The organism is Magnetococcales bacterium (assembly GCA_015231925.1).
Classification (GTDB): domain Bacteria; phylum Pseudomonadota; class Magnetococcia; order Magnetococcales; family JADGAQ01; genus JADGAQ01.
In genome coordinates this window covers 1-12946 of record JADGAQ010000117.1, presented here as the reverse complement: position 1 = coordinate 12946, position 12946 = coordinate 1, and the positions used below count along the sequence as shown (strand labels likewise).

At 62.0% G+C, this 12946-nt stretch carries 10 protein-coding genes and 1 pseudogene; 6 read left to right on the top strand and 5 right to left on the bottom strand.

Annotated features, from left to right (window positions below; all coding sequences use genetic code 11):
* Nucleotides 1-106: 106 nt before the first annotated feature.
* The 4 genes from leuD to HQL56_12870 all read right to left on the bottom strand — a co-directional run bounded on the left by leuD (nucleotide 107) and on the right by HQL56_12870 (nucleotide 4227).
* A complete protein-coding gene (gene leuD / locus HQL56_12885) occupies nucleotides 107-748 on the bottom strand; it encodes a 3-isopropylmalate dehydratase small subunit (GenBank protein MBF0310414.1) in 642 nt (213 codons plus the stop codon).
* A gap of 10 nt (nucleotides 749-758) precedes the next feature.
* The gene (gene leuC, locus HQL56_12880; protein ID MBF0310413.1) at nucleotides 759-2168 is read right to left on the bottom strand and encodes a 3-isopropylmalate dehydratase large subunit; all 1410 of its coding nucleotides are present in this window, start codon (nucleotides 2166-2168) and stop codon (nucleotides 759-761) included.
* 417 nt (nucleotides 2169-2585) lie between these two features.
* The gene (locus HQL56_12875; protein MBF0310412.1) at nucleotides 2586-3242 is read right to left on the bottom strand and encodes an HAD-IA family hydrolase; all 657 of its coding nucleotides are present in this window, start codon (nucleotides 3240-3242) and stop codon (nucleotides 2586-2588) included.
* Complete coding sequence (locus tag HQL56_12870) at nucleotides 3220-4227, bottom strand: RluA family pseudouridine synthase (GenBank protein ID MBF0310411.1); 1008 nt, start codon at nucleotides 4225-4227, stop codon at nucleotides 3220-3222. The genes HQL56_12875 and HQL56_12870 overlap by 23 nt, the downstream gene beginning before the upstream one ends.
* A 223-nt stretch (nucleotides 4228-4450) precedes the next feature.
* On the opposite strand from HQL56_12870, the gene HQL56_12865 reads away from it, so the two are divergent.
* Nucleotides 4451-6745, top strand: coding sequence for a ribonuclease E/G (locus HQL56_12865; GenBank protein ID MBF0310410.1), 2295 nt, complete (start codon nucleotides 4451-4453; stop codon nucleotides 6743-6745).
* 311 nt (nucleotides 6746-7056) lie between these two features.
* Here HQL56_12865 and HQL56_12860 read toward each other — a convergent pair whose 3' ends face one another.
* The gene (locus HQL56_12860; GenBank protein ID MBF0310409.1) at nucleotides 7057-7656 is read right to left on the bottom strand and encodes a 3'-5' exonuclease; all 600 of its coding nucleotides are present in this window, start codon (nucleotides 7654-7656) and stop codon (nucleotides 7057-7059) included.
* 215 nt (nucleotides 7657-7871) lie between these two features.
* Between HQL56_12860 and HQL56_12855 the strand changes: the two genes are divergently transcribed.
* From HQL56_12855 to HQL56_12835, 5 genes and pseudogenes are all read left to right on the top strand, one after another.
* Nucleotides 7872-8885 (top strand): ArsJ-associated glyceraldehyde-3-phosphate dehydrogenase, encoded by a 1014-nt coding sequence (locus HQL56_12855; protein MBF0310408.1) that lies wholly within the window; start codon nucleotides 7872-7874, stop codon nucleotides 8883-8885.
* Nucleotides 8886-8951: 66 nt separating this feature from the next.
* Nucleotides 8952-10169 carry an organoarsenical effux MFS transporter ArsJ gene (arsJ, locus tag HQL56_12850; protein MBF0310407.1) on the top strand — a complete coding sequence of 406 codons (1218 nt, stop codon included), beginning with the start codon at nucleotides 8952-8954 and terminating at the stop codon, nucleotides 10167-10169.
* Nucleotides 10170-10250: 81 nt separating this feature from the next.
* Nucleotides 10251-10784 carry a L,D-transpeptidase family protein gene (locus HQL56_12845; GenBank protein MBF0310406.1) on the top strand — a complete coding sequence of 178 codons (534 nt, stop codon included), beginning with the start codon at nucleotides 10251-10253 and terminating at the stop codon, nucleotides 10782-10784.
* 123 nt (nucleotides 10785-10907) lie between these two features.
* Nucleotides 10908-12080, top strand: coding sequence for a diguanylate cyclase (locus tag HQL56_12840; protein MBF0310405.1), 1173 nt, complete (start codon nucleotides 10908-10910; stop codon nucleotides 12078-12080).
* Nucleotides 12081-12365: 285 nt separating this feature from the next.
* Nucleotides 12366-12694, top strand: a pseudogene (locus tag HQL56_12835) (type II toxin-antitoxin system HicB family antitoxin).
* Nucleotides 12695-12946 lie beyond the last annotated feature (252 nt).

Sequence of the window (12946 nt, the reverse complement as noted above, 5' to 3'; positions counted from 1 at the left end):
GTTGACTTCCAACCCCATGGGGTCCAGGGGGCACCCCTGGGACTTTTCCTTTCGCTGTTGATACCGTCACGCCGCGCTGTGCAGGATCCTGAACAGTAACCCAAAATCAAGCCAGGAAAACCCAGGGAACCGCCGAGCGCCGCGTCGCCTCGAAGGCCTCGATGGCGGCGGTGCGCTGCAGGGTCAGGCCGATGTCGTCCAACCCTTCCAGCAGACAGTGTTTGCGGAAGGGATCGACCTCGAAGGGCCAGGCCGTTCCATCCGGTTGGACCACGGTCTGGGACGGGAGATCCACCGTCAGGCGATAGCCCTCCTGAGCCAGGGTGGCGGCGAACAACGCCTCGATCCGCTCCACGGGCAACACGATGGGCAGAATGCCGTTTTTGAAACAGTTGTTGAAGAAGATGTCGGCGAAGCTCGGCGCCAGAATGGCCCGGAAACCATAGTCGAGCAACGCCCAGGGGGCATGCTCCCGGGAGGAGCCGCAACCGAAATTGTCCCGGGCCAGCAGGATGCCCGCCCCGTGATAACGGGGCTGATTGAGGATGAACGCGCCGTTCAAAGGCCGCCCTTCGCAGCTTTGGCCCGGCTCCCCCCGATCGAGGTAACGCCACTCGTCGAAGAGGTTGGGACCGAAACCACTGCGCTGAATCGACTTGAGAAACTGTTTGGGAATGATGGCGTCCGTATCGACGTTGGCGCGATCCAGAGGGGCCACGATGGCGTTGAAAACCCGGAATGGCAACATGGATCCCTCCTCAACCCTGCCAGGAACGAATATCGACGAAATGGCCCGCGATGGCCGCCGCCGCCGCCATGGTAGGGCTGACCAGGTGGGTACGGCTGTCCTTGCCCTGACGGCCTTCGAAATTACGGTTGGAGGTGGAGGCGCAACGCTCTCCGGGAGCCAGCACGTCGTCATTCATGGCCAGACACATGGAACAGCCCGGCTCGCGCCACTCGAAACCCGCCTCCCGGAAGATGCGATCCAACCCCTCCGACTCCGCCTGCTGCTTGACCAGCCCGGAACCGGGCACCACCAGCGCCAGACGGATCGATCGGGCCACCCGTTTGCCCGCCACCACCTTGGCCGCAGCCCGCAAATCCTCGATGCGGCTGTTGGTGCAGGAGCCGATGAAGACCTTGTCGAGGGCGATTTCGGTCATGGGCGTACCCGTCCGCAGGCCCATGTAGGCCAAGGCCTTTTCCAGGGAGCCGCGTTTGATGGCGTCGGGCTGTTGCGCCGGATCCGGCACCCGTCCGTCGACGCCGGTCACCATCTCCGGCGAAGTACCCCAGGTCACCTGAGGCACGATGCGGGAGGCATCCACCTCCACCACGGCGTCGAAAACCGCTCCGGGGTCGCTGCGCAGCTCTTTCCAGGCCGCCACCGCCGCCATCCAGGCCGGGCCTCTCGGGGCGTAGGGCCGGCCTTCGAAATAGTCCAGCGTCTTCTGGTCCACGGCGATCATGCCCGCCTTGGCGCCCCCCTCGATGGCCATGTTGCACACCGTCATGCGACCTTCCATGGAGAGGGCCTCGATGGCGGAACCGGCGAATTCGATGACGTAACCCGTACCCCCGGCGGTGCCGATGCTCCCGATGATATGCAGAATGATATCCTTGGCCGTGGAACCCTCGGGCAGAACGCCCTCCACCCGGATCAGCATGGAGCGCGGCTTCTTCTGCAACAGGGTCTGGGTGGCCAGCACATGCTCCACCTCCGAGGTGCCGATGCCGAAGGCCAGCGCTCCGAAGGCCCCGTGGGTCGCGGTATGGCTGTCGCCGCAGACCACGGTGCAACCGGGCAGGGTGATGCCCTGTTCCGGCGCGATGACGTGAATGATGCCTTGACGGATATCCCCCAAACCGAACTGGGTGACGCCGAAATCGCCGCAGTTGCGATCCAGGGTCTCCACCTGGGTGCGGGAGACCGGATCCGTGATGCCCTGCTCCAGATTGCAGGTGGGCACGTTGTGGTCCGGCACCGCGAAAGTCAGCTCGGCGTGACGCAGGCGGCGTCCCGCCAGACGCAATCCCTCGAAGGCCTGGGGACTGGTGACTTCATGCACCAGATGCCGGTCGATGAAGAGGAGACAGGTGCCGTCGGCATCACGCTCGATGACGTGCTGCTCCCAGATCTTGTCGAACAAGGTACGGGGACTCATGGGGATCCTCCATGGCCTGAATCGATATCACCCCCGGAAAAGCGGGAGAAACGCTCAAGAGTACAGCAAATCAGGATCCGTTCAACCCGAAAAATGGCCCGGACCGGGGTAATCGCCTTGGAATTGATACGGGGGACCGGGGGGAATCCCCCTGGCGGGGTTCGGGGCAGCACCCCGAGGTATTGATGTGGCCTTTTGTCTTTGCCGGCGCGTTCAAGGATGGGGAGGATGAGGCCCTCCCCTGGCCCCCTCCGGCGGGTCGAAATGTATTCCTGGATTGTGCGGAGAATCGGGTTGGTGCGTTTTCCTTCAGGCTTCGACCCGCTACGTCAACCTCTACACCTCGGGGCGCTGCCCCGAACCCCGCCGGAGGGGATAATCCCCCCCGGACCCCCGTTATTTTCAAAGGCCATTGCCCTACCACAGCGGCAGGGCCAACAATTCGGGCATGGCCTCGATCCAGTGGTGCGGTTTGGCTGCGGCAAGGCGTTGCCGGTCATGGCAGCCGTAGGTCACGGCGCAGGTTCGCACCCCCGCCGCATGACCCATGAGGATGTCGAAATCGGTGTCCCCCACCATGAGCGCCTCGTCGGGGGGACAATCCAGTTCCTGAAGAATCTGCTCGATCATGCCGGGATGAGGCTTGGACGGGGCGCAATCGGCGGTGCGAACGGTGGCGAACCAGGGCCCCAGCCCCGTCTCCTCCAGCGTGCGCCCCACCCCCCGCCGCGATTTGCCGGTGGCCATGGCCAGACGAACACCCCGATCCCGCAGACGGTCCAGGGTCTCCTTCACCCCCGGAAACAGGGGATTGCTCAACTGCCTGGCATCGGCCAACTCCTTATAGTGCTTCTTGTAGCGCTCCACCACCCGGTTCTGCACCACCTCCTCGACACCGGGCAGCATGGTTTCCACCGCCAATCCCAAAGAAAGCCCCACCACGTTGCGCACCTCCGCCTCGGAGACGGGCCGTTGCAGACCCTCGTCCCGAAAAGCCAGCATCATGCAGCGCGTGATGCCTTCCAGGCTGTCCACCAAAGTGCCGTCGCAATCAAATATTACCAGAGATATCAATACCTTCCTCCCAGTGGAAAGCGGCATCGAGCTTGCCGAGGAACTGTTGGAGATCGGCGGGCAACGGGGCCCGCACCACCACGCTCCGATTGGTCAGGGGATGGGAAAAAGTCACCTCCCAGGCGTGCAGGAAGAGACGGCGCAGACCCAACTCCCGCAGGCGCTGATTGAAGGTCTTCTCCCCGTACTTGGGATCTCCGGCCAGAACATGCCCGGCCCACTGGCAGTGGGCCCGAATCTGATGGGTGCGCCCCGTGGCCGGCTCCACCAGCAACAACGCCGCTTCGGGAAAACGGTGCAGCACCCGGTAACGGGTCAGGGCCGGTTGTCCTCCCTGCCCCTCCACCACCACCATGCGCTCCCCGCCCTGCAGATGCCCCTTCACCAGCGGCGCGGAAATCGTCCCCCGCTCCGGCGGTTGCCCCTGCACCAGGGTCAGATAGCGCTTGGCCACCCGACCCTGTTTGAAAGCCGCAACCAGTCCGGCCACCGCCCGACGATCCACCCCCAGCAGCAGACAGCCCGAGGTCTCCCGATCCAGACGGTGACACAACTCCGGCAGGCCCGGCAATCCCTGTCCGCGCCAGTACTCCTTGAGGGCGTCGATCAACCCCCAGCTCTGATTGCTGCCGCTATGAACCACCATGCCTTCCGGTTTGTCCATCACCAGCAGCCACTCGTCCCGCCACAGAATGCGCTCCCTTAAGCCCTCCACCACCCGTCGGGGCACGCACTGTCCACCCTCCGCCTCCACCACCGGCCGGTGGGGCGGAATCCGCACCTTCTCCCCCGCCTCCACCCGGCGTCCCACACGGCAGCGTCCTCCCTCCACCCGCACCTGTCCCGTGCGGATCCAACGAAAGATCGCCACCTCCGGCAAATCCTTCATGCGCCGCTGAATGAAGCGCTCCAGACGCATGCCGGACTCCTCCGGAGTCACTTCGAGATGGCAAACCGGCAAATTCCCCTCATTTGTCTCCATCACCAACTTTGCCTCCCGATCAGATTGATCGTATGATAGCCCCGATTCACGAATGCAATCGGGGTCGCAGGAGCCGCCACCTTGAACCGGAGTGCCGTCTCCTCCCCCGATTCCACGTCAGCGCACAGCAAACGAAAACACCGTCCTAAACGTCCCTGGCGCCCGCCATCCCTATGGGGATGCCCTGCCCGGGGAGCGAACCAAACATGGCAGGAGCCGAACACGCATGACAAAACATATGCTGGTGGACGCAACGCACCTTGAAGAAATTCGCGTTGCCGTCATCCAAGATCAACTCCTTCTCGACCTGGAAATCGAGTCCTCCACCAAAGAACAGATCAAAGGCAACATCTACCTGGGCCGGGTCACCCGGGTGGAACCCTCCCTTCAGGCGGCCTTCGTCGATTTCAACGGGGGTCGGCAAGGTTTTCTTTCGGTAAACGACATCCACCCCAAATATTACCCGCCCGAATTCACCGAGGAACCGGAAAATCTTCCCGAAGAGGACCCCACCGGCGAGGAAGGGGACGATGTGGGCGATGAGGAAGAGGGATCCCTTCTGGGAGAGAGCCGCAGCCGCTTTTTTCAGCGCCGGCGTAGCGTGCCCATCCAGAAGATTCTCGTCAAGGGTCAGAACCTGGTGGTGCAGGTCGTCAAGGAGACCCGGGGCACCAAAGGGGCCTCGCTGACCACCAACATCTCCCTGGCGGGCCGTTACACCGTCCTCTTGCCGGAAAACTCCGGCGGCGGCGGGGTCTCGCGGAAAATCGTCGATCCCGAAGAGCGCAAGAAGCTCAAGGAACTGATGGGCTCGATGGAGATTCCCGCCTCCATCAGCCTGATCATCCGCACCGCCGGTCTCGGACGCACCAAGCGCGAGATTCAGCGGGACATGAGCTATCTGATGCGCCTGTGGAAGATGATCGAGGAGAAGACCAAGCTGGTCAAAGCCCCCATCCTGCTCCACGAAGAGGGCGACATCATCATCCGCACCATTCGGGATCTTTACACCTCCGACATGGCGGAGATCCTCATCGAAGGCAACGAGGCCTACCGGCGCGGCAAGGATTTCATGCGCCTGCTCATGCCCCGTTTCCTGAAGGTGGTGCAACCCTATCGGGAAAGACAGCCCATTTTCGCCCGCTACGGCGTGGAAGACCAGATCGAGTCGATGCACGACCGGGTCATTCAGCTCAAGGGCGGCGGTTATCTGGTGGTCGACATCACCGAAGCCCTGGTGAGCATCGATATCAACTCCGGTCGCTCCACCCGTGAAAAGAGTGTCGAAAACACCGCCTTCAAGACCAACATGCAGGCGGTGGACGAAATCGCCCGGCAACTGCGGTTGCGGGATCTCGGCGGTCTGATCGTCATCGATTTCATCGACATGGAGGACAAAAAACACAATCTGGACGTGGAAAAGCGTCTCAAGGACGCCATCAAGATGGATCGGGCCAAGATCCAGATGGGCAAGATCTCCCAGTTCGGTCTGCTGGAACTCTCCCGGCAGCGTCTGAAGCCCGCCTTCAGCGAATCGAGCCGTCAGATCTGCCCGCGTTGCAGCGGTCTGGGCACGGTGCGTTCCGTGGAATCGAGCGCCATTCGTCTCATGCGCATCATCGAGGAGACCGCCTCCACCGGTCGCTATTCCCGTCTGACCTTCCGTACCTCTCCCGACGTGGTGAGTTTTCTGCTCAACCAGAAACGGACCCAGTTGACCCGCATGGAAGAGGCCAATCTGGTCAAGATTTCGGTGTTGGGAGACCCGGAAATCGTCTCGCCCCAGTTCCGCAAGGAGGTGGTGGAGCGTCCCAAGGGAGAGGAGTTGCCCCCGCCTCCGGAACCGCCCCGTCTGCCTCCGCCTCCGGAGGATGACGAGGAGCCCGACATCGATCCGGACGGGTTTGATCCCGAACTGGACGACGAGGAGATGCCGGTCGTCGCTTCCGCCGCCGGGGCCGCAAACCCCGAGCAGGAGGGTGCGCCGACCCGCTCCCGCCGCAGGAGACGTCGTCGTCGTCGCGGCAGCGCCGGCACGGGTGAAATTCGGGAGAATGGCTCCGCCGCCACGTCCGACGCCGAGTCCGCCGCGCCTGCGGCAGAGGCTCCTCCCCGCACCTCGCATCCCCGTCCCACCCGAGCTCCGGCCCCTGTGGCCGTCAGTACCGGTGTTCCGGGGCTCTATATTCTTCCTCCGCCCACCGAAGCCCCGACAGGGGATGCCACGCCTTCTGTGGAAGCGACCGAGGGCAGCGACGAGGGGACTGCGGAAAACGGCGAACCGGAAGAATCCGCCAGCGGCGAAACCGCTGCCCGTCCCCGCCGTCGCCGTCGCCGCCGTCGCACCCCGACCCGCGCCGCAGGGACGGATCAGCCCTCGCTCTTTTCCGAGGAGGGCGGCTCCGAAGAGGGTGGCGAGCGGGAAGAGGCCCCTCCGGTTCGGGAAGAGGTGCCTGCGGTTCGGGAAGAAGCATCCCCGGTTCGGGAAGAAGCACCCCCGGTTCGGGAAGAGACGGAATAACGGGTATTGCCGGTTGCCAAACCGCGATTATCTTGGAGCGCGTTGTTCCGTTCGGCGAGGGTCCGGGGTGATCATTCCCCTGGTTGCGTCTTGCTGGCACGTTCAAGGATGGGGAGGGTGAGCCCCTCCCCTGGCCCCCTCCGGCGGGTCGAGGGGTAACACGGTTTGGTGGCGGTTCAGAGTCGATCATTTCACCTATTGGCTTCGACCCGCCATAGGCCACTTCAACACCTTGGGGCTCCGCCCCAAACCCCGCCGGGGGGGGATAATCCCCCCCGGACCCCCGTATGACTGGAAAGATCAACCTCTTTTCAGGCCCTGAAAAAACGCTCGATATCCCCGACCTTGGCCCGCTGCACCCGGCGCATCAAGGCATGAGAGAGTTCACGAACCGCGTATCGCTCCACCAAAGCCGACTCCAAACGCAGCAGCAGATGCGCCGCCGTCTCCGCATCCGCCATGGCCCGGTGGGCCCTCCCCGTATCCGGCAACCGCATGAAAGCGGACAAGGTGGTCAAGCGATGGTTCGGCGCATCCGGAACAATGCGCCGGGCCGCCAGCATGGTGCAGGCAAACTCCTGACAGGGCTTGCGCCCGATCATCGCCAACTCCCCCTCCCAGAATTTGCTGTCAAAGGAAGCATTGTGCGCCACCAGCGGCAAATCCCCCACAAAATCCGCCACCTCGCCCATTACCCGCGCCGCCGGTGGAGCCCTTTTCACCATGTCGTTGGTAATGCCGGTCAACTGGGTGATAAACGACGGCACCCACACCCCGGCATTCATCAAACTCTGATAGCGCCGCTCCAGCTTCCCCTCCCGCACCACGATGGCCGCTATCTCCGTGGCCCGCGCCCCCTGCCCAGGAGAAAGCCCCGTGGTCTCAAAGTCGATGATGGCTACCTCTTCCATAACCGCCGCATCCTCCTCCCCAAACTGCCTGTCTCATGGCTCCGAAACCAGTCTAATCGAGTGGACCCGCTCCCTCCACGGGAAATCGAAACCATTCTTGACAACATATTCGCATAACGATATATTCGCCGAAACAGATAAACACCGCCCTGAACGGATCGTTTCAGGGAAGGAACCGCGACTCTATTCGAAACCGCACAAAAGGAGAGAAGACCATGGCGATTCGTGTGGGCATCAACGGCTTCGGACGGATGGGACGGCTGGGTCTGCGGGCGGCCTGGGGTCGTTTGCCGGAGCTGGAATTCGTCCATGTCAACGAGATCCTGGGGGATGCGACCTGCGCGGCCCACCTGCTCAAGTACGATTCGGTCCATGGCCGCTGGGATCGGGATATCCAGGCGGAAGGCGAGGCCATTCGCATCGACGGACAACGTCTGGGATACACCATGGCCAAAACGCCCGGCGAAATCGACTGGCAAGCCCTGGGAGTCGATCTGGTACTGGAATGCACCGGCAAGTTCAAGACGGCAGCCACCCTGCAGCCCTACTTCGACCGGGGGGTGAAGAAGGTCGTGGTCTCGACGCCGGTCAAGGAGCCGGGGGTGCTGAACGTGGTTTACGGCATCAACGACAGCCTTTATGACGCCGCCCAACACCGCATCGTGACCTCCGCCTCCTGCACCACCAACTGCCTGTCGCCGGTGGTGAAGGTGATTCTGGAGAATCTGGGCATTCGTCACGCCACCATGACCACCATTCACGACATCACCAACACCCAGACCATCATCGATCTGGGCCACAAGGATCTGCGTCGCGCCCGGGCCAACAGCCTCTCCCTCATTCCCACCACCACCGGTTCCGCCCGTGCCATCATCGAGATCTTCCCGCAGCTCAAGGGCAAGATCGACGGCATCGCGGTGCGGGTGCCCCTGCTCAACGCCTCCCTGACCGACGTGGTCTTCGAGGTGGAGCGCCCCACCACCGTGGAAGAGGTCAACGGTTTTCTGAAGGCCGCTTCGGAAGGCCCCCTCAAGGGCATTCTCGGTTTCGAAACCCTGCCCCTGGTCTCCATCGACTACAAGACCGATCCCCGCTCCTCCATCATCGACGCCCTCTCCACCATGGTGGTCAACGGCACCCAGGTGAAGATCTTCGCCTGGTACGACAACGAGTGGGGCTACGTCAATCGCATGGTGGAACTGGCAGCCAAGGTGGCCCGTTCGCTGTAGGGCTCCCCTGGCCATCCGTCCACCAACCGGGAGGGGCCACCCCCCTCCCGGCTTCACGAGGCAACCATGGCAACCGCTACCCTGGGCTTCCGGCTCTACCTGATCATCACCCTGGCCTACTGGGCCTTCACCCTCACCGACGGCGCCATCCACATGCTGGTGGTGCTGCATTTTCACAATCTCGGCTTTTCGCCCCTCTCCATCGCCTTTCTGTTCCTCTTTTACGAGATTTTCGGCATCCTCACCAACGGCGTGGGCGGCTGGATCGCCAGTCGCATCGGGCTGAACCGCACCATGATCATCGGCGGCTTTCTGCAGGTCTTCGCCCTGGGCATGCTGGCCATGGACCCCTCGTGGTTGAGCGTGAGCTACGTCATGACCGCCATGGCCCTGTCCGGCATCGCCAAGGATCTCAACAAAATGAGCGCCAAGGCGGGGGTCAAGCTGGTCACCCCTCAGGGTGCCGACGCCGAAGGCCGCCTCTTCAAGTGGGTGGCCATCCTCACCGGATCCAAGAACACCCTCAAGGGAGCCGGGTTCTTCCTGGGGGCGCTGCTGCTGCAACTGCTGGGATTCCAAACCACCCTGGCCGCCCTCTCCGGGGCTCTGTTCCTGGTCTACATCCTCACCGGCTGGGCCCTGCCTTCGGCCATGGGGGCCTCCAAAAGCAAGGCCAAAATCTCCCAGATCTTCTCCAAAACCCGTGAAATCAATGTGCTGGCCGCAGCCCGCTTCTTCCTCTTCGGCTCACGGGATGTCTGGTTCGTGGTGGGTCTGCCGGTCTTTCTGCAGTCGGTGGTGGGCTGGAACCATGTGGAAGTGGGCAGCTTTCTGGCCTTGTGGGTGGTCTGTTACGGCTTCGTGCAAGCCGGTGTGCCCCTGCTCTTCCGCAGCGACCGGCATCCCACGGGAGCCACCGCCCGCAACGCCGCCTTTCTGCTGGCCGCCTTTCCGGCGGGCATCGCCCTGGCCCTCCATCAGGGCTACGACCCCGCCCTCTCCCTGATGGCCGGACTGGCCGCCTTCGGCGTGGTCTTCGCCATCAACTCCTCCCTCCACTCCTATCTGATCCTCTCCTATTCGGACCACGACAAGGTGGCGATGAACGTCGGCTTTTACTACAGCGCCAACGCCGCCGGACGGCTGGTGGGCACCCTGCTCTCCGGATGGGCCTATCAGACCCAGGGGTTGACCGGCTGCCTGTGGTGGTCCACCGGCTTCGTTCTGGCTGCGGCCTTGCTGTCGATTCTGCTGCCGGGAAGGACGGAACGCGCAACACCTTGATTTTCGTCAGAGCATCCGTTACTGCCGAAGGGTGGAAGGGAATCCCTCCCTTTCCCTCTTCAGGCAGGCGACGGTGGCACGATGATCTCTTCCGGACCCTCTTTCCGACCCCTGGTGATTGGCACGGTGGTGCTGGCGGCCCTGCTGGCGGGCGGCTTGTGGCCGGACGGCACGCCCGTGCCCGAAGGCATTCACGCCGACCGGGTGGTGTTGCACAAGTCGAGGAGGCTGCTGATTCTGTTCCGCAAGGAGCAGGTGCTTCGGGAGTACACCGTCTCCCTCGGCCGCCAGCCCACAGGCCCCAAGGAGCAGGAAGGGGACAACCGCACTCCGGAAGGGAGCTACCGGCTCGACAGCCGCATGGCCAACAGCGCCTATCATCGTTCGCTTCACGTCTCCTATCCCAACGCCGAGGATTCGGCCCGCGCCGGACAGAGAGGGGTGTCGCCGGGCGGGGCCATCTTTCTGCACGGTCTGCCCAACGGCCTGGGCTGGCTGGGCCGTTGGCACCGTCTGCTGGACTGGACCCGTGGCTGCGTCGCCCTGACCAACCGAGAAATCGAAGAGCTGTGGCAGGCGGTGCCAGCGGATACCCCCATCGAAATCCTGCCATGAACCTCGGCCTCGCGGTCTGCCGGAATACGCCCGGCTATTTTATCAATTTACAAAGTAAATGACCCCTCCGCCGAAGAACCGTGATAAGTTGCGAAAAGTGAAAACATCCTCCATGACCGCGTGATGGACATGCCGAAACACGATTCCGACTTTGCCTCGCTGAACGCGCCCGGACAAAACGCCTCGTTCCCCAAACCACTCAACAAGCTGGCTCACTATATCCTCGGCGGTGGCCACTTCAGCGAGGATGAAGAGTATTTCCGCTTTCAGTTTCATTTCCTCTTTTCGGTGATGTTGACGGGTCTGCTGATCACGGCGCTCTTTTTCGTGGCCGAGTGGCAGGACTGGAACCATGTGGGGGAGACCCACCTGTTCTATCAGAAGGTTTACTTCGGCATCACCATCTGTCTGCTTTCGTTCATGTGGGGCAGGAAACATCTGTTCAAGATCATTGCCTGGATCTACGGCACCATGGCCTTTCTGCTGTACATCGTCGCCCTGATATACGTTCCGGCGGACGAACTCCGGGTGGCCTGGTTCTATTTGCAGATTGCGGGCGTTTACATCCTGCTGGGGCAGAAAGCCGGTCTGGCCACCACGATCGCCTCGGTCGGGGTGGTGGTGGCGCTCAATCATCACCTTTCCGCACCCTATTCCCCGAACGCGATCGCCACTTATTCCCTGAGCATTGTCGCCTCCAGCCTCTTTTTTCACATCTACACCACCCGTTCCATGTCGTTTTACCAGCGCATGCTGGAATCGAATCGCAAGTATCGGGAGCTTGCCAGTCGGGATCCGTTGACCGGCCTGATGAATGCGCGGGCCTTTTACGAGGGATGCGACCGCATGATTCATCTGGCGCAACGCAGCGGAACGCCCTTTTCGGTTCTGTTCATCGATCTGGACCATTTCAAATCGATCAACGACCGGTATGGTCACGAAGCCGGAGACACGGTTTTGAAGGGTGTGGCAAACTGCATGATCCGTCAGACGCGGCAAAGTGATCTGCTGGGACGTATCGGCGGGGAGGAATTTTCCATGTTTCTGCAGAACACCGACCTGCAGGGCGCCAGGTTGCTGGCCGAGAAGCTGCGGCAGGAGATCGAGGCGTCCATGCCCCGTATCGGGGATACCGCGTTGCGCATTACGGCCAGCATCGGTCTGGCTCGCAGTGAACCGCATCACCACTGCATCGCCGACATTCAGCGTTTGGCGGATCAGGCCATGTACATGGCCAAAAAACAGGGCCGCAACCGGGTTACCTGTTTCGACGAGGTGGCCCCGCTGCTGCATTAGACCTTCGGCAAACGCAAGAGTGGTCGCCTTGCAGCAGGAACAGCAACCATCGCCATCCCCTCGAAGCCCTCTTTTCATCGCCGGTTGGCGTCTCTCTCGAATGGACCGGATAGAGGCGTTGTTCGTCGCTCTTGGCGCTGAAGTCATCGAAGGAAATGGTTCGCGGGTAGGTTTCACACTGCAGGGTGAACGTGCCGACTTCCCTCGCCCGCATCCGCCCAAGGAGGCCAAACCCTGTCAAATCCGCGCCATCCGTGAGTTTCCGGAACCTATCGGAGTCAAGCCATGACCCCCATGATGAACAAGGGCTACGCCGCCCATATCGAGTATAGTGACGAGGATAAATGTTTAGTGGGGCGTGTCGCCGGCATCAAACCAATCCTCACCTTCCACGGCGAATCCGTTGCCGAAGGGAGACAGGTTTTGCGGGAAACGGTGGACTTTTAGCTCGAAACTTGCGCCGCAAGGGGTGAGCGACCTGACAAGCCCTTTTCAGGGAAGATCATGGGCGCGTGCCGCCGGAGCTGCACGCGATACCGGTAGCCGAGGCCTTGGGCAAGAGCCTCATCAACCCGTTCTTAACCGAGGCCATTGAGCGAGCGGTGAAATCTTGACCCGTGGAAGTCTTTCTCCTCAAGGGAATTCCCGGAATTTGGCAGGGTGTTCGTAAATTCCCTCCATTGAACTGGAGAAGATCGAGGAGGTCATGGACTCGCTCAGGAGTGGACCCGATTGGCGCTCTTACGCCCTGGTTTTTGAGGTTTGAGGATCCGCTTCAATTGGGTTTCCAGTTTGTCCAAAAAAAGATCACTGCCCAGGGGTCTGCCGGTTTGTTCGTGTCTGCGCAGGGTTTCCATGGTTTCATC